The sequence below is a fragment of the Synechocystis sp. PCC 7509 genome (assembly GCF_000332075.2).
Lineage (GTDB): Bacteria > Cyanobacteriota > Cyanobacteriia > Cyanobacteriales > Chroococcidiopsidaceae > Aliterella.
Genome location: NZ_ALVU02000001.1, coordinates 464,702 through 480,592, shown reverse-complemented (window position 1 = coordinate 480,592; position 15,891 = coordinate 464,702). Strand labels below are relative to the sequence as shown.

Annotated in this window: 29 protein-coding genes; all 29 read left to right on the top strand. The window is 45.6% G+C overall.

The window, feature by feature from the left end:
- Positions 1-487 precede the first annotated feature (487 nt).
- The 29 genes from rplC (at position 488) to rpsI (ending at position 15,806) form a co-directional block, all read left to right on the top strand.
- Positions 488-1,129, top strand: coding sequence for a 50S ribosomal protein L3 (rplC, locus tag SYN7509_RS0202515; RefSeq protein ID WP_009634256.1), 642 nt, complete (start codon positions 488-490; stop codon positions 1,127-1,129).
- Between the two features lie 61 nt (positions 1,130-1,190).
- Positions 1,191-1,829, top strand: a complete 639-nt coding sequence (gene rplD, locus SYN7509_RS0202510; RefSeq protein ID WP_009634255.1) for a 50S ribosomal protein L4 — start codon at positions 1,191-1,193, stop codon at positions 1,827-1,829.
- Positions 1,816-2,130: a 50S ribosomal protein L23 gene (locus SYN7509_RS0202505; protein ID WP_009634254.1), complete on the top strand. Its 315-nt coding sequence runs from the start codon at positions 1,816-1,818 to the stop codon at positions 2,128-2,130. The genes rplD and SYN7509_RS0202505 overlap by 14 nt, the downstream gene beginning before the upstream one ends.
- A 59-nt stretch (positions 2,131-2,189) precedes the next feature.
- On the top strand, positions 2,190-3,053 hold the full coding sequence (gene rplB / locus SYN7509_RS0202500; RefSeq protein WP_009634253.1) for a 50S ribosomal protein L2: 864 nt from the start codon (positions 2,190-2,192) through the stop codon (positions 3,051-3,053).
- Between the two features lie 52 nt (positions 3,054-3,105).
- Entirely contained in the window at positions 3,106-3,384 is a 279-nt protein-coding gene (gene rpsS, locus SYN7509_RS0202495; RefSeq protein ID WP_009634252.1) for a 30S ribosomal protein S19, read from the top strand.
- 34 nt (positions 3,385-3,418) lie between these two features.
- Positions 3,419-3,778, top strand: a complete 360-nt coding sequence (gene rplV, locus SYN7509_RS0202490) for a 50S ribosomal protein L22 (protein ID WP_009634251.1) — start codon at positions 3,419-3,421, stop codon at positions 3,776-3,778.
- A 26-nt stretch (positions 3,779-3,804) separates the two neighbouring features.
- The gene (gene rpsC / locus SYN7509_RS0202485) at positions 3,805-4,554 is read left to right on the top strand and encodes a 30S ribosomal protein S3 (RefSeq protein WP_009634250.1); all 750 of its coding nucleotides are present in this window, start codon (positions 3,805-3,807) and stop codon (positions 4,552-4,554) included.
- 45 nt (positions 4,555-4,599) lie between these two features.
- The gene (gene rplP / locus SYN7509_RS0202480; protein WP_009634249.1) at positions 4,600-5,022 is read left to right on the top strand and encodes a 50S ribosomal protein L16; all 423 of its coding nucleotides are present in this window, start codon (positions 4,600-4,602) and stop codon (positions 5,020-5,022) included.
- Between the two features lie 3 nt (positions 5,023-5,025).
- The gene (gene rpmC, locus SYN7509_RS0202475; RefSeq protein ID WP_009634248.1) at positions 5,026-5,244 is read left to right on the top strand and encodes a 50S ribosomal protein L29; all 219 of its coding nucleotides are present in this window, start codon (positions 5,026-5,028) and stop codon (positions 5,242-5,244) included.
- Positions 5,245-5,250: 6 nt separating this feature from the next.
- Entirely contained in the window at positions 5,251-5,529 is a 279-nt protein-coding gene (gene rpsQ, locus SYN7509_RS0202470) for a 30S ribosomal protein S17 (RefSeq protein ID WP_009634247.1), read from the top strand.
- A complete protein-coding gene (gene rplN, locus SYN7509_RS0202465) occupies positions 5,526-5,900 on the top strand; it encodes a 50S ribosomal protein L14 (protein ID WP_009634246.1) in 375 nt (124 codons plus the stop codon). The genes rpsQ and rplN overlap by 4 nt, the downstream gene beginning before the upstream one ends.
- The gene (gene rplX / locus SYN7509_RS0202460) at positions 5,900-6,259 is read left to right on the top strand and encodes a 50S ribosomal protein L24 (RefSeq protein ID WP_009634245.1); all 360 of its coding nucleotides are present in this window, start codon (positions 5,900-5,902) and stop codon (positions 6,257-6,259) included. The genes rplN and rplX overlap by 1 nt, the downstream gene beginning before the upstream one ends.
- Positions 6,260-6,322: 63 nt before the next feature.
- Positions 6,323-6,871 carry a 50S ribosomal protein L5 gene (rplE, locus tag SYN7509_RS0202455; RefSeq protein ID WP_009634244.1) on the top strand — a complete coding sequence of 183 codons (549 nt, stop codon included), beginning with the start codon at positions 6,323-6,325 and terminating at the stop codon, positions 6,869-6,871.
- An 18-nt stretch (positions 6,872-6,889) separates the two neighbouring features.
- Complete coding sequence (gene rpsH, locus SYN7509_RS0202450) at positions 6,890-7,291, top strand: 30S ribosomal protein S8 (protein ID WP_009634243.1); 402 nt, start codon at positions 6,890-6,892, stop codon at positions 7,289-7,291.
- 46 nt (positions 7,292-7,337) lie between these two features.
- Positions 7,338-7,877, top strand: a complete 540-nt coding sequence (gene rplF / locus SYN7509_RS0202445) for a 50S ribosomal protein L6 (RefSeq protein WP_009634242.1) — start codon at positions 7,338-7,340, stop codon at positions 7,875-7,877.
- Between the two features lie 2 nt (positions 7,878-7,879).
- On the top strand, positions 7,880-8,239 hold the full coding sequence (gene rplR, locus SYN7509_RS0202440) for a 50S ribosomal protein L18 (protein ID WP_009634241.1): 360 nt from the start codon (positions 7,880-7,882) through the stop codon (positions 8,237-8,239).
- 27 nt (positions 8,240-8,266) lie between these two features.
- Positions 8,267-8,797, top strand: a complete 531-nt coding sequence (gene rpsE / locus SYN7509_RS0202435) for a 30S ribosomal protein S5 (protein WP_009634240.1) — start codon at positions 8,267-8,269, stop codon at positions 8,795-8,797.
- Between the two features lie 5 nt (positions 8,798-8,802).
- Complete coding sequence (rplO, locus tag SYN7509_RS0202430) at positions 8,803-9,246, top strand: 50S ribosomal protein L15 (protein WP_009634239.1); 444 nt, start codon at positions 8,803-8,805, stop codon at positions 9,244-9,246.
- 64 nt (positions 9,247-9,310) lie between these two features.
- Positions 9,311-10,624 carry a preprotein translocase subunit SecY gene (gene secY, locus SYN7509_RS0202425; RefSeq protein WP_009634238.1) on the top strand — a complete coding sequence of 438 codons (1,314 nt, stop codon included), beginning with the start codon at positions 9,311-9,313 and terminating at the stop codon, positions 10,622-10,624.
- A complete protein-coding gene (locus SYN7509_RS0202420) occupies positions 10,624-11,178 on the top strand; it encodes an adenylate kinase (protein WP_009634237.1) in 555 nt (184 codons plus the stop codon). Before secY ends, SYN7509_RS0202420 begins: the two co-directional genes overlap by 1 nt.
- 149 nt (positions 11,179-11,327) lie before the next feature.
- A complete protein-coding gene (gene infA / locus SYN7509_RS0202415) occupies positions 11,328-11,552 on the top strand; it encodes a translation initiation factor IF-1 (RefSeq protein ID WP_028954055.1) in 225 nt (74 codons plus the stop codon).
- An 81-nt stretch (positions 11,553-11,633) separates the two neighbouring features.
- Entirely contained in the window at positions 11,634-11,747 is a 114-nt protein-coding gene (gene rpmJ, locus SYN7509_RS28130) for a 50S ribosomal protein L36 (RefSeq protein WP_071994138.1), read from the top strand.
- A 62-nt stretch (positions 11,748-11,809) separates the two neighbouring features.
- Positions 11,810-12,190, top strand: coding sequence for a 30S ribosomal protein S13 (gene rpsM, locus SYN7509_RS0202410; RefSeq protein WP_009634235.1), 381 nt, complete (start codon positions 11,810-11,812; stop codon positions 12,188-12,190).
- Between the two features lie 45 nt (positions 12,191-12,235).
- Complete coding sequence (rpsK, locus tag SYN7509_RS0202405; protein ID WP_009634234.1) at positions 12,236-12,631, top strand: 30S ribosomal protein S11; 396 nt, start codon at positions 12,236-12,238, stop codon at positions 12,629-12,631.
- Between the two features lie 85 nt (positions 12,632-12,716).
- Positions 12,717-13,664 (top strand): DNA-directed RNA polymerase subunit alpha, encoded by a 948-nt coding sequence (locus tag SYN7509_RS0202400; protein ID WP_009634233.1) that lies wholly within the window; start codon positions 12,717-12,719, stop codon positions 13,662-13,664.
- Positions 13,665-13,701: 37 nt separating this feature from the next.
- The gene (rplQ, locus tag SYN7509_RS0202395; RefSeq protein WP_009634232.1) at positions 13,702-14,052 is read left to right on the top strand and encodes a 50S ribosomal protein L17; all 351 of its coding nucleotides are present in this window, start codon (positions 13,702-13,704) and stop codon (positions 14,050-14,052) included.
- 8 nt (positions 14,053-14,060) lie between these two features.
- Complete coding sequence (gene truA, locus SYN7509_RS0202390) at positions 14,061-14,891, top strand: tRNA pseudouridine(38-40) synthase TruA (protein ID WP_009634231.1); 831 nt, start codon at positions 14,061-14,063, stop codon at positions 14,889-14,891.
- A gap of 43 nt (positions 14,892-14,934) precedes the next feature.
- A complete protein-coding gene (gene rplM / locus SYN7509_RS0202385) occupies positions 14,935-15,390 on the top strand; it encodes a 50S ribosomal protein L13 (RefSeq protein ID WP_009634230.1) in 456 nt (151 codons plus the stop codon).
- Positions 15,390-15,806 (top strand): 30S ribosomal protein S9, encoded by a 417-nt coding sequence (gene rpsI / locus SYN7509_RS0202380; RefSeq protein WP_009634229.1) that lies wholly within the window; start codon positions 15,390-15,392, stop codon positions 15,804-15,806. Before rplM ends, rpsI begins: the two co-directional genes overlap by 1 nt.
- Positions 15,807-15,891 lie beyond the last annotated feature (85 nt).

Genomic DNA, 15,891 nt, shown 5'->3' with positions numbered 1-15,891 from the left:
AGATTTGTTCTTTTTATTGCGATCGCCACCAGTGCTAATTTCCGATAATTAGAGTTGTCAATTTACTCATCTTCATCTAAACTATTAGATCGTGGTCAAAATTGATTAGTTTAACTGTAAATTATGCCGGAGTGAGTTCAGATAAAAATTGTTTTATCCGTTAAATATCGCCCCAAGGTTATAGCAGTCTAATTACAAATAGCAGCCCCAAAGCCAGGAATAGCAAGCTTATTTAAAGATTTGTTATTAGCACAAATTAATGTGCGGGATACTAAGCGATTGATGCGCTTAAGTCCTCAAATACCCTGGAACTTGTAGAAGCGATTTCTTGCTAATGTTGGCAATTGCTGAACAATCATCAAAATAAAAGAATTTCGGGTAATGCTGAAATTCTAGATATTTCTGTGCTGCAACAGAGCTTAAATGCTGGCGATCGCACTAGAAATCAAAACCACCCCATGCGTGAAAAAAGGAGAACCAGTTACCCGTGTCTGTAGGAATCCTCGGCACCAAGCTGGGCATGACCCAAATCTTTGACGAAATAGGACGGGCTATCCCTGTAACTATCGTTCAAGCTGGGCCCTGCACTGTTACCCAAGTTAAGACAACTCAAACCGATGGCTACAGCGCCATCCAAGTTGGATTTAAAGAAGTAAAGCCAAAATCGTTAAACAAACCAGAATTGGGGCATCTGAGCAAGTCTTCAGCGCCGCCATTGCGTCATTTGCGCGAGTATCTTGCTGATAATTCCAGCGAATATACTCCTGGTCAGCAACTTACAGCAGAAATATTTGCCGCCGGGCAAATTGTTGATGTTACAGGGACAAGTATCGGTCGGGGTTTTGCTGGTTATCAAAAACGGCATAATTTTGGCAGAGGTCCAATGTCTCACGGTTCTAAAAACCACCGAGCGCCCGGATCTATCGGTGCGGGTACTACCCCAGGTCGCGTCTATCCTGGTAAAAAAATGGCGGGACGATTGGGCGGTAAGCGCGTCACTATTGGCAAGCTCACCATCGTTAGAGTAGATCCAGAACGCAACTTGTTATTAATCAAAGGGGCAATTCCTGGCAAACCTGGCGCACTACTAAGTATTTCGCCAGCTAAAAGGTTAAAACGCTCCACTTAAAAAGTAAAAGTCAAATCGATAGTTAAACGCGCAAGCTTTAGCTGTTACGAGGTAAGCCAATATGGTTGATTGTGTAGTAAAAAATTGGCAAGGAGAGGAAGTCGGGCAAACAACTTTAGAATTAAAAGTTGCTAAAGAGAAAACCGCTTCTCACGTTGTTCATCGTGCCTTAATCCGCCAACTAGCCAACGCTAGGCAAGGAAACGCTTGTACAAAAACCCGCGCTGAAGTTCGCGGTGGTGGTCGCAAACCTTGGCGACAAAAAGGAACAGGTCGCGCTAGAGCCGGATCGATTCGTTCTCCATTGTGGAGAGGTGGCGGTGTTATTTTTGGACCAAAACCAAGAGACTTTGAGACAAAACTAAACCGCAAAGAGCGCCGTTTAGCATTAAGAACCGCATTTTTTAGCCGCACTAACGACATGGTAGTGGTGGAAGAATTTGGCGATCAGTTTTCTAAACCAAAGACAAAAGAATTGCTCAGTGCGATCGCTCGTTGGGGAGTTGATAGCAGCGCCAAAATTTTGTTAATTGTTACCGAACCAAACCAAAACATTTATCTATCAGCCCGTAACGTTGCTGGCTTAAAAATGTATCCGGCTCACCAGTTGAATATTTACGACGTGCTAAACGCCGACAAAATTATCACTACCGCCGCCGCTTTAGCAAAAATCCAGGAGGTTTACAGTGACTCAGTTTGATGAGCGGAATCTACCGGATATCGTGCGTCGCCCAATTGTGACTGAAAAAGCTACCCTGCTGATGGAGCAAAACAAATACACTTTTGCCGTCACTCCTAACGCTACCAAGCCAGCAATTAAAGCCGCGATCGAAAGCTTGTTTCAAGTCAAAATTACTAAAGTAAATACCTATATGCCCCCCCGCAAACAAAAGCGAGTAGGCAAGCATACCGGGTACAAACCGCAATATAAAAAAGCGATCGTTACTTTAGCTCCTGGCGACGAAGAAAAAATTAGACAAGCGCTATTCCCGGAAGTGTAGTTAGTTATCAGTTCAAAGTGTCTTAATAACTCAAACCTTAAAACTCAAAACTACTAATTATGGGTACTCGTTCTTATAAACCATACACTTCCAGCACTCGCCAATGCACTGTTTCCGACTTTGGGGAAATTACCAAAAGCGAACCGGAAAAAAGCTTAACTTATACCGTTCATCGTCCCAAAGGGCGAAACAATCGCGGTGTAATTACTAGCCGTCGTCGCGGTGGCGGACACAAGCAACTTTATCGTGAGATCGATTTTAAACGCGATAAACACAACATTCCCGCAAAAGTAGCAGCTATCGAGTACGATCCCAATCGCAACGCTCGAATTGCTTTGCTATTTTACCGAGATGGGGAAAAAAGATATATTCTTCACCCCGCAGGTTTAGCCGTCGGGACAATGATTATCTCCGGTCCCGATTCACCTTACGAAGACGGAAACGCCTTACCTTTATCTAAAATTCCTTTGGGTACAAGCGTCCACAACGTCGAACTAACCGCCGGAAAAGGTGGGCAAATGGTTCGTTCTGCGGGTGCAAGCGCTCAAGTAGTAGCAAAAGAGGGTGATTACGTTACTCTCAAGTTGCCCTCTGGGGAAGTTCGGTTAGTCCGCCGCGAATGCTACGCAACTTTAGGTCAAGTAGGTAACTCAGAAATGAGAAACCTGAGTGCGGGTAAAGCTGGACGCAATCGTTGGAAAGGTCGCCGCCCCAAAGTTAGAGGTAGCGTCATGAACCCCGTAGACCATCCCCACGGAGGTGGTGAAGGTAGAGCGCCTATTGGTAGACCAGGCCCTGTTACTCCTTGGGGTAAACCAACCTTGGGTTACAAGACTCGGAAGAAGAAGAAAGCTAGTAGCGCTCTAATTATCCGTCGTCGGCGCAAATCCTCGAAACGCGGTAGAGGCGGTAGAGAGTCTTAAATCAGTTCTTTTTGTCTCAAAACTAATCGCTTACTTTCAAAAGTATTAAATTATGGGTCGATCGCTAAAAAAAGGGCCTTTTGTAGCCGATAGCTTACTTACCAAAGTTGAAAAGCTAAATGCCAAAGGTGAAAAACAAGTAATCAAAACTTGGTCGCGGGCTTCGACAATTTTGCCGCAAATGGTCGGTCATACGATCGCAGTCCACAACGGTAGACAGCACATACCAGTTTTCTTAAGCGAACAAATGGTTGGACACAAATTAGGCGAATTTGCCCCAACTCGGACGTTTCGCGGTCACTCCAAAAGTGACAAAAAAGCCGGGAGATAAAGCTTTTAGCCCCTAAAAGCTACAGGAGAAAATTATGGCTACAGATCAAAAAGAAATCAAAGCGATCGCTCGTTACATTCGGATGTCCCCTTTTAAGGTGCGCCGAGTTCTCGACCAAATTCGCGGGCGATCGTACAGGGAAGCATTAATAATTCTGGAATTTATGCCTTATCGTGCCTGCGATCCCGTCCTCAAAGTCTTGCGGAGCGCCGTCGCCAACGCCGAGCATAACGAAGGACTCGATCCCGCCGAACTAAAAATCTCTCAAGCCTTTGCTGACCAAGGGCCTGTACTCAAACGCTTTCAACCAAGAGCGCAAGGTCGGGCTTACCAAATTCGCAAACCAACGTGCCACATTACTGTAGCCGTTGCGATCGGCGCACCAACCAAGTAAATAATCACACAAGGACTCGTTAAATTGTGGGACAAAAGATAAATCCAGTCGGTTTCCGCTTGGGTATCACGCAGGAGCATCGCTCGCAATGGTTTGCCGATCCTCAGCGCTATCCGAGTTTGCTTCAAGAAGACTATAAGTTGCGGCAGTATATAGAAAAAAAACTCGGTCGTCTGGCAGCGAATAACGCCGGAATTGCTGAAGTAAAAATTTCTCGTAAAGCCGACCAAATCGAGCTAGAAGTTAGTACGGCTCGTCCCGGTGTAGTCGTAGGTCGTGGCGGTACGGGCATCGAAGCCCTACGTAACGGACTTAACGAACTATTAGGCGGCAATCGGCAAATTCGCATCAACGTGGTAGAAGTGCCTCAAGTTGACGCTAATGCTTATTTAATCGCCGAGTACATCGCCGGACAACTAGAGCGCCGGGTTTCCTTCCGTCGTGTAGTTCGCCAATCGATCCAACGCGCTCAAAGAGCCGGGATTCAAGGGATCAGAATTCAAGTCGGCGGTCGTCTCAACGGTGCAGAAATTGCCCGGACAGAATGGACTCGTGAAGGCAGAGTACCCCTGCATACTTTACGTGCTGATATTGATTACGCCTACTGCACCGCTAAAACTATTTACGGGATCTTGGGTGTAAAAGTGTGGGTCTTTAAGGGTGAAATTATCCCCGGACAAGAACAGCAACCTACTCCTGACGACAATAATCAACCGCGCCGTCGCCAAGGTCGCCGTCGCCAACAGTTTGAAGACCGCTCCAACGAAGGAAATTAATAGTTAGCTATTTGTTTCCGCCCTACCCACTTCCTGATTAATGTCATGTTAAGTCCAAGAAGAACAAAATTCCGCAAACAACAGCGCGGACGAATGAGAGGACTAGCTACTAAAGGTAGCACCCTAAACTTTGGCGATTATGGCTTGCAAGCTCAAGAACCCTCTTGGATTACATCAAGGCAAATCGAAGCTAGTCGTCGAGCTATGAACCGTTACTTGCGTCGCGGTGGCAAAATCTGGATTCGGATTTTCCCCGATAAGCCTGTAACTATGCGCCCTGCCGAAACTCGGATGGGTTCTGGTAAAGGTTCGCCCGAATTTTGGGTAGCTGTAGTTAAGCCAGGACGAATTTTATTTGAAATTACTGGTGTTCCCGAAGCTACAGCCCGTGAAGCTATGCGCCTTGCGTCTCATAAGCTGCCCATTCATACCAAGTTTATTATGCGCGAACAATTGGAGGAAGTATAAATAATGGCACTTCCAAAAATTTCTGAAGCTCGAAGCTTAAACGACGAAGAACTAAACGAGCAAATTAACGCCGTCAAAAAGCAGTTATTTCAGTTGCGGTTGCAAAAAGCTACCAGACAGCTAGAAAAGCCTCATATGTTCCGCCACGCCAAACATCGGTTAGCGCAGTTACTAAGTGTAGAACACGAACGCAAACTCGCAGCCATCGCAGTACCAGAGTAAGTAATTATGGCAGTCAAAGAAAGAGTTGGCTTAGTGGTGAGCGATAAAATGCAAAAAACGGTGGTAGTAGCCATCGAAAACCGCTCTCCTCATCCTAAGTACGGCAAAATTGTAGTCCGCACTCAGCGCTACAAAGTTCACGACGAAGAAAATAAATGTGTAGTGGGCGATCGCGTCCGCATTCAAGAAACCAGACCTTTGAGCAAAACTAAGCGCTGGGTAGTAATTGATATCCTCAACCGGACGGTAGCTACTACTGAAGCTACAGAGGAGGCGCAACCGTGATTCAACCCCAAACTTATCTTACCGTCGCCGATAATAGCGGCGCGAGAAAATTGATGTGTATCCGCGTCTTAGGTGGCGGTGGTGGCAATCGTCGCTACGGCAACGTTGGCGATGTAATTATCGCTGTGGTTAAAGACGCTAGTCCCAACATGGCGGTCAAAAAGTCCGATGTTGTCCGCGCTGTAATCGTGCGTACTCGTAAAGGCATGAACCGTGATAGCGGTATGTGCATTCGTTTTGACGATAACGCCGCCGTAATTATCAATGCTGATGGCAATCCTAGAGGCACTCGCGTCTTTGGTCCAGTGGCGCGGGAACTAAGAGATAAAAACTTTACTAAAATTGTTTCTCTGGCTCCAGAGGTACTGTAATGGCAACAACCAAGCAATCAAACAAGCTGCCCCAACGGCACAAAATGCATGTCAAAACTGGCGATACTGTGCAAGTTATCGCTGGTAAAGATCGCGGCAAAGTTGGCGAAATTGTCGAAGTTTTTTCCAAAACTAGCAAAGTCACAGTTAAGGGCGTGAATATTAAAACAAAACACGTCAAACCTCAGCAAGAAGGAGAATCGGGGAGAATTGTTACTTCCGAATTTCCCATTCATAGCTCAAATGTGATGTTGTATTCGACCAAGCAAAATGTAGCTAGTCGGGTTTGTTACACCTTTAACGAACAAGGGCGCAAACTACGGATGCTGAAAAAAACTGGGGAAATCCTGGATAAATAGCATTTCCAAGCTATTTTATTCAACTTATTAGCCCTGACAAAGACCAGGGAAAAGCTCAAAACTATGGCAACTCGACTTAAAAGCTTATATCAGCAAACAATTGTTCCTAAATTAGTTGAACAATTCCACTACGAGAACGTTCAAGAAGTTCCCAAGGTGATTAAAGTCACGATTAACCGGGGATTGGGAGAAGCAGCGCAAAACGCTAAATCTTTAGAAGCTTCTTTAAAGGAAGTCGCTGTAATTACTGGACAAAAACCTGTAGTTACTCGCGCTAAAAAAGCGATCGCGGGTTTTAAAATTCGTCAAGGAATGCCCGTCGGCTTGATGGTGACATTGCGTGGCGATCGGATGTATGACTTTTTAGACCGTCTAATCGGTTTATCTTTACCCCGAATCCGCGACTTTCGCGGCATTAGCCCCAAAAGCTTTGACGGACGCGGTAACTATACCTTGGGCGTAAGAGAACAAATAATATTTCCTGAAGTGGAATATGACAGCATCGATCAAGTTCGTGGCTTAGATATTTCCATTATCACCACAGCCAAAACAGACGAAGAAGGTCGGGCTTTGCTTAAAGAAATTGGAATGCCTTTTCGAAACGATCAATAAAATTGTAAAGAGGAAACGATGGCGGCTAACGACACAATTGCAGATATGCTGACGCGCATCCGCAACGCCAATATGGCACGGCATCAGGTGACGCACGTACCAGCAACAAAAGTAACTCGTAATATTGCTAAAGTGCTGCAAAGCGAAGGCTTTATTGCCGAAGTTGGCGAAGAAGGAGAAGGAATCAAATGCAACTTGACGATCGCCTTAAAATACAAAGGTAAAAACCGTCAACCCTTAATTAATGCCTTAAAGCGGATTAGCAAACCTGGTTTGCGCGTTTACGCCAACCACAAAGAGCTACCGCGTGTATTAGGTGGAATTGGCATTGCAATTATCTCCACTTCTAGCGGCATCATGACCGACCGCGAAGCCCGCCGTCAAGGACTAGGGGGCGAAATTCTGTGCTACGTCTGGTAGAAACATTAGCGGCACTATTACCGCTAATCAATAGGAGTAAGTAGTTATGTCTAGAATTGGTAAGCTTCCCATTACTGTACCGAATAAAGTTACTGTCACGATTGATGGGTCGCACGTTGCTGTTAAAGGGCCAAAAGGCGAACTATCGCGGGTTCTTTCTAATACAGTAACAATAGAACAAGAAGGCGATACCCTGCTGGTGAAGCGGCGCGATGAATCCCGCCCCGCTCGGCAAATGCACGGCTTATCCCGTACCTTAGTTGCCAACATGGTTGAAGGAGTATCTCAAGGATTTCAGCGCCGTTTGGAAATTCAAGGGGTAGGCTATCGCGCTCAAGTTCAAGGACGTACCCTAACTTTAAACGTAGGCTACAGCCATCCCGTAATTATTGAACCTCCCGACGGCGTAACCATTGCTGTCGAAACAAACACCAACGTTATCGTTAGTGGATTTAACAAAGAAGAAGTAGGCAATACCGCCGCCAAAATTCGCGCCGTTCGTCCTCCCGAACCTTACAAAGGTAAAGGTATTCGCTACGCCGGAGAAGCGGTTAGACGTAAAGCTGGTAAGACAGGTAAGAAGTAAACATGAAACTCACTCGCCATCAATCAAAAATCCGCCGACACCGCCGCGTTCGTGGCAAAGTTTTCGGCAGCCAAGCTCGCCCGCGTTTGGCAGTTTTTCGCTCCAATCAACATATTTATGCTCAAGTCATAGATGATACTCAGCATCTAACTATGGCGGCGGCTTCTACGGTAGAAGCTGCAATAAAAGTAATGGAATTAGGCGCTACTTGTGCTGCCTCTACCGAAGTCGGTAAACTCATCGCTACACGAGCCTTAGAAAAAGGCATATCCAAAGTTGTATTTGACCGGGGCGGAAACCTCTATCACGGTCGGATTAAAGCCCTTGCTGAAGCCGCACGGGAAGCTGGGTTAGATTTTTAAAGCAATATCTACTGAGGAATATAAATTATGGCAACCGAACGGCGCAAAACTAATAAGCGCACGAAAGAGAAAGAAGTTACTTTTCAAGAGCGCGTGATTCAAATTCGCCGCGTCAGCAAAGTAGTTAAAGGTGGTAAAAAACTCAGTTTCCGTGCCATTGTAGCGATCGGCAACGAACGCGGTCAAGTTGGTATCGGGGTGGGTAAAGCTGGAGATGTCATCGGCGCTGTTAAAAAAGGCGTAGCTGATGGCAAAAAGCACTTAATCGACGTGCCAATTACTAAAAGTAACTCAATTCCCCATCCTACAAACGGTGTAGGGGGCGGTGCTAAAGTTATGATGCGTCCGGCGGCTCCCGGAACTGGAGTAATTGCGGGGGGTGCAGTACGCACGGTATTAGAACTCGCTGGAGTTCGCAATATTTTAGCAAAACAACTCGGCTCAAATAATCCGCTTAATAATGCACGGGCGGCAGTTAATGCGCTTTCCACTCTCCGCACTATGTCTGAAGTAGCTCAAGAGCGCGGCGTACCCATTGAAAATCTTTACACTACTTAACCACTATGCGATTAAATGATGCCAAGCCCCAAAAAGGCTCAAGAAAACGCTCTAGCCGCTTAGGGCGAGGAATTGCCGCCGGACAGGGAGCTAGTGCGGGTAAGGGGATGCGCGGACAAAAAGCTCGTTCTGGTAGCAGTACCAGACCCGGCTTTGAAGGTGGACAGCAGCCTTTGTACCGTCGCGTTCCTAAGTTGAAGGGCTTTCCCCTCGTCAACCGGAAAGTTTACACTATTATTAATGTCTCCAAACTCGCCGATTTAGCTGCCAATACCGAAGTAAATGTTGCTTCTTTAAAAGCTGCCGGAATTTTAACGGCATTTAAAGGCTCGTTAAAAATCTTGGGAGATGGCGAACTAACTGTACCGCTTACAGTTCAAGCTGCTGCTTTTACAGCATCGGCTAAAAGCAAAATTGAAGCGGCTGGGGGCAGTTGTCAAATAGTATAGGCTAAATTTTTAGCACGTTTTAGCCGTAAACAACGCAGTGCCAAAATAATTAAAAAGGTACTTTATGATTAGTCGAGATAAAGCCCCAACTGCTCAAGAAACTTTTATGCAGATGGCACAAACCGCCGGACTTAGAGGACGGCTGTTTGTCACCATTGGGATCTTAATATTGGCGCGTCTTGGTGTGTTTTTACCCATCCCAGGTATTAACCGCGAACAGTTTACCCAAGCCGTACAAAATAATAACGCGATTATTGGCTTTTTAGACATCTTTTCCGGTGGTGGACTTTCTACCTTGGGCATCTTTGCTTTAGGCATTTTGCCCTACATTAACGCCTCGATTATTATTCAATTGTTAACGGCAGCAATTCCCGCTTTAGAAAACTTACAAAAAAATGAAGGGGAAGCAGGACGACGGAAAATCTCGCAAATTACCCGCTATGTTTCTTTTGGTTGGGCAGTTTTGCAGAGTATTTTTATTGCTGCTATTTGGGTGCGACCTTTTGCGATTGTACCAGGCCCAGCTTTTGTAGTTCAAACTGCGATCGCACTTATAGCGGGTTCCATGTTCATTATGTGGGCATCAGAACTAATTACTGAGCGCGGGGTTGGAAATGGCGCATCTTTGCTGATTTTCGTCAACATTGTCGCGGCTTTACCCAAGTCTTTAGGCGATACAGTTACTTTTGCTCAAACGGGTGGTAGAGCGGCCGTAGGTCGGGTTGTTGTCCTCCTATTGGTGTTTCTCGTAACCATTGTGGGCATTGTTTTTGTGCAAGAAGCCAGCCGCAAAATTCCGATTCTTTCTGCTCGTCGTCAAGTTGGGCGAAAAGTTCAAGAAGAACGGCGCAGTTACTTACCTTTGCAGTTAATTCAGGGGGGAGTAATGCCGATTATTTTTGCTTCTAGTATCCTGATTTTGCCAGCGTTTTTAGCTAACGCAACTGGAAACGCAACTATAAGCAATATTGCTACCAACTATCTTAGCCCCGGCGGTTCTGCTCCTTGGGCTTACGCGCTAGTTTATCTAGTTTCCATTGTTTTCTTTAGTTATTTCTATGCGTCGTTAATTGTTAACCCCGTTGATTTGTCGCAAAACTTGAAGAAAATGGGCGCTAGTATTCCAGGGATTCGTCCTGGAAAAGCAACCAGCGAATATGTTGAGGGGGTTTTAAATCGCTTAACTTTACTTGGTGCGTTGTTTTTAGGAACTGTTGCAATTATTCCGACGGCGGTAGAAAGCGCGGTAGGCGTACCAACTTTTAGAGGACTAGGAGCAACATCTTTGCTAATTCTTGTCGGTGTGGCGATTGATACCGCAAGACAAGTTCGCACTTATGTCATCTCTCAGCGCTACGAAGGAATGGTAAAACAATAGTGGCAAGATTGATTTTTTTAGGTCCTCCTGGGGCGGGAAAAGGAACTCAGGCTGTAGCTTTAGCCGAAAAGTTACAGATTCCTCACATTTCTACTGGCGATATTTTGCGTCAAGCGTTGAAAGCGCGATCGCCTTTGGGGATAAAAGCCCAAGGATACATGGATGGCGGCGAACTTGTACCAGACGATTTAGTTCAAGCTATGGTCGAAGAACGCCTCCACCAAGACGATATCAATTCCGGTTGGATCTTAGATGGTTTTCCCCGCACTGTCAGCCAAGCAGAGTTTTTAGACGCATTGCTGCAAAAACTCGGTCATAGTAGCGCTCAAGTCATCAACTTAGATGTACCCGACGATATTTTGATCGAGAGATTGTTAGGTCGCGGTCGTCCTGATGACACCGAAGACGTGATTCGCCGTCGTTTGGAGGTTTACCACGCCGATACTAAACCATTAATTGGCTTTTATAGCGATCGCCACCAACTTGTTTACGTTAATGGCAATCAACCCCTAGAAGCTGTCAACACCGACCTCCATCAAGTAGTAGCCGATTAGTTGACAAATACACCCAAGTTTGATAGTCAAACTTTAGCTTGATGCTAGATAAGATATATTAATAAAAGGTGGAATTGTTTTAATTGCTATGCTATACCGCCCTTAGCTGTGGGTAATTAAACAGCCAGTAGAATTGAGGAAAATATAACTTGTCTAAACAAGATTTGATTGAAATGGAAGGCACGGTCACAGACTCGTTGCCGAATGCGATGTTTAGAGTATCGCTTGATAATGGCTTTGATGTGTTAGCCCACATCTCCGGGAAAATTCGTCGTAATTACATCAAAATTTTACCAGGCGATCGCGTCAAAGTTGAATTGACACCCTACGACTTAACTAAAGGCAGAATTACTTACCGCTTGCGGAAAAAATAGTAAGTCAAGCTTTTGTTTAACAATGCTTCCTATAAATAATCAATCGTGATATAATTTAGAGTTTGTAATAAAGCAACAGCAATGAAAGTTAGAGCTTCAGTCCGAAGAATTTGTGAAAAGTGTAACGTTATTCGCCGTCGCGGTCGAGTAATGGTAATTTGTTCTAACCCAAAACACAAGCAGAGACAAGGTTAGACCGTTAAATACAAGAATTATCTATCAAGTTTTTTAGCACCGCAAGTTAGGGAGAAAAAAGCGTGGCACGGATTTCTGGTGTAGACCTTCCGCGTGATAAGCGTGTCGAAATCGGTCTTACTTACATATATGGAATTGGATTATCGCGGTCAAAGAACATTTTGACAACTACTGGCGTAAATCCAGATACTCGGATCAAAGATTTAAGCGATGCTGACGTTACTGCCTTACGGGGTGCGATCGAAGCCTACCAAGTCGAAGGAGACTTGCGCCGCTTAGAATCAATGTCGATCAAGCGCTTAATTGATATTGGCACCTATAGAGGTCGTCGCCATCGGATGGGTTTACCTGTGCGTGGACAAAGAACTCGGACCAATGCCAGAACCCGACGCGGTAGAAGACAAACCGTTGCTGGGAAGAAAAAAGCACCCAGTGGCAAGTAACTCTATTATTTCCTTTACTCAGCATTATTTAGCTTATTTTCAGTTATGGCGCGTCAAACAAACAAAAAACCTGGAGCTAAAAAGCAAAAGCGCAACGTTCCCAACGGCATCGCTTTTATCCAGTCTACTTTTAACAACAGCATAGTTACGATCGCCGATCAAAACGGCGATGTAATTTCTTGGGCATCCGCCGGATCTAGCGGCTTTAAAGGCGCGAAAAAGGGAACACCCTTTGCAGCCCAAACCGCCGCCGAAAGTGCCGCCCGGAGAGCCGTAGACCAAGGAATGCGGCAAATCGAAGTCATGGTAAGCGGCCCTGGTTCTGGTCGGGAAACCGCAATTCGAGCTTTGCAAGGAGCGGGACTTGAAATTACCCTAATTCGGGATATTACCCCCATTCCTCACAACGGTTGCCGTCCACCCAAGCGCCGTCGAGTCTAAAAAAAGCTTTATTGCTTTAATCCGTCAACAGTAAAGGTAAATACTCTGCCCTATAGTGGCAGCTAATCATAAGGGAGGTTACTCCGTGGCGCAATATCAAATTGAATGTGTCGAGTCTAATACACAGGAACATCGGAGTCTATATAGTAAATTTGTCCTGGAGCCTCTCGATCGCGGTCAAGGCACTACGCTGGGTAACGCTCTAAGGCGAATTTTACTATCAAACCTAGAAGGTACGGCTGTCACCGCCGTTCGGATTGCTGGAGTCAATCACGAATTTGCAACCGTCCCAGGAATGCGGGAAGATGTAATTGAAATCCTGATGCGGATGAAAGAAGTAGTTTTAAAAAGCTATTCCTCTCAACCCCAAATTGGACGATTATTAGTTACCGGGCCAACCATCGTTACCGCCGCTCACTTTGACCTACCTTCGGAAGTAGAGATCGTCGATCCCAATCAGTATGTAGCAACTCTAGCCGAGGGCGCAAAACTAGAAATGGAATTTCGCATCGAGCGCGGCAAAGGCTACCGGACAATTGAACGCAGCCGAGACGAAGCCTCAGCGTTAGATTTTTTGCAAATTGATGCTGTATTTATGCCCGTTCATAAGGTCAACTACAGTGTCGAAGATGCCCTTGTAGATGGCTCGGCGGCAAAAGATCGGCTGATCTTGGAGATTTGGACAAACGGCAGCGTTACCCCCCAAGAATCGCTCTCGGCGGCGGCTAGTATTTTAGTTGAATTATTTAATCCACTAAAAGATATTTCACTGGAGGCAATGCAAGACGAATTGCCCACCGATGAAGATCCCACTAGCCAAATTCCCATCGAAGAACTGCAATTATCGGTGAGAGCTTACAACTGTCTCAAACGAGCGCAAGTAAACTCTGTTGCCGATTTGTTGGACTATACCCAAGAAGACTTGCTAGAAATTAAAAACTTTGGGCAAAAATCCGCCGAAGAAGTAATTGAAGCCTTGCAAGTTCGTTTAGGTATTACTTTACCTCACGAAAAATCACCTAAACCTAGCTAGATCCGTCCACTTTCTAACTAATTAATCCCTAATTGTTATGCGCCACCGCAATAGTATAAGTAAACTTGGCAAACCTGCCGACCAACGCCGCGCTTTACTAAGAGCTTTAACTACAGAATTAATCCGGCATGGTCGGATTACGACAACTAAAGTTAGAGCCAAAGCCCTGCGCCAAGAAGCTGACAAAATGATCACTTTAGCTAAAAATGGTTCTTTAGCCGCTCGTCGTCAAGCGATGGGTTTTATCTACGACAAGCAATTGGTTCATGCTTTATTTGAGCAAGTTCCTACTCGCTACGGCGATCGCAATGGCGGTTATACCCGCATTTTGTCAACGATGCCCCGTCGTGGCGATAATGCTCAAATGGCAATCATTGAACTTGTGTAAGCTAAAATATGGTTGCCTTGTCTTCCCAAACGCCTAAACATAAAGTCGCCCTAGTAATTCAATACTTGGGTACTCATTTTTATGGCTGGCAAAGGCAACTACAACAGCGTACCGTTCAAGCGGAGATTGAAAAAGTCTTAAACAAGGTTTTGGGATATCAAGTTACTTTACACTGTGCGGGAAGGACAGATACTGGGGTTCATGCTGCCGCTCAAGTCGCCCATTTTGAGCATAATAGCTTGATTCCCGCCCAGCGTTGGGCATCAGTGTTAAATGGCTACTTACCCACCGATATCTTAATCCGGGCAAGTGCGGCGGTTAGCGAATCCTGGCACGCTCGGTTTAGCGCTAAGTGGCGGCGATATCGTTATACGCTCTATACCAGCGCTAGACCAAACTTGTTTGTGAGTCCCTTTAGTTGGCACTATTATTATGCGCCTCTAGATGAATACTTAATGCAAGCGGCATTAAAAACATTGCTGGGAACTCATCATTTAGCAGCCTTTCACCGGGCAGGCTCAAAGCGATCGCATTCTTGGGTAGAAGTGCAACAAGTTCAGTGCGATCGCGCTCTAGACTTTATTCATATTGAAATTCAAGCAAATGGGTTTTTGTATGGCATGGTGCGGTTACTTGTAGGGCTACTGGTGCAAGTAGGTACAGGCAAGCGGAGTCTGGAGGAATTTACAGAACTATGGCAGCAAGAGCGCCGAGAAGAAGTAAAACACGCCGCCCCCCCTTGGGGTTTATGTTTGCTGCGAGTCGGCTATGAAGACTCTCCTTTTCCTCCGGAAGTCTGGTACGACACCATGCCTAAATTAGTTTTGCCCTCTACTTAGTACGGCAAGGCTACTCAATTAAATTTTACAGGACACTCTAAAAATGGAAAAAACTTATCTTCCACCCCAAGACACTATTAACCGCGATTGGTATATAGTTGATGCCGCAGACCAACGTTTGGGACGATTAGCTAGTGAAATTGCGATGGTTTTACGCGGCAAAAACAAGCCCGAATTTACCCCGCATATGGATACGGGCGGGTTTGTAATTGTAGTTAACGCTGAAAAAATTGTAGTTACAGGCAAAAAGCGCACTCAGAAGCTCTATCGCCGTCATTCTGGACGACCAGGGGGAATGAAAACCGAGACTTTTGCTAAACTCCAAGCCCGGATTCCAGAGCGGATTATTGAGCAAGCAGTTAAAGGAATGCTACCTAAAAGTAGTTTGGGCAAGCAACTATTTACGAAGCTAAAAGTCTATGCTGGTGGCGATCATCCCCATTCGGCACAGCAACCCCAAGAGTTAAAAATTCAAACAATTCCAGGAGCAGATAAGTAATGCAAGCAGTAGAAGCTAATAGCGGTCGTGCCGTGTACTGGGGTACAGGTCGTCGTAAGTCGTCGGTAGCACGGGTACGCCTAGTTCCAGGCACTGGTCAATTGACCGTTAACGACAAACCAGGGGATTTGTATTTTCAGTTCAACGCCAACTATATTTCTGTCACCAAAGCCCCTTTAGAAACTTTGGGATTAGAAGGTGAGTATGACATTTTGGTAAATGCTCATGGTGGCGGCTTAACTGGACAATCGGACTCAATTCGCTTGGGTGTTGCCCGTGCTTTATGTAAGCTCGATCCTGACAATCGCCCACCTTTGAAAAAAGAAGGCTATCTCACCCGCGATCCCAGAGCCAAAGAGCGGAAGAAATACGGATTGCACAAAGCTCGTAAAGCTCCTCAGTTCTCGAAGCGCTAAAAATTTGGAATTGGGTTTTGGGTGTTGATAAATTTAGGTTACAAAACCAACGATAAAGACGTTGCACCGCAACGTCTTTACACCA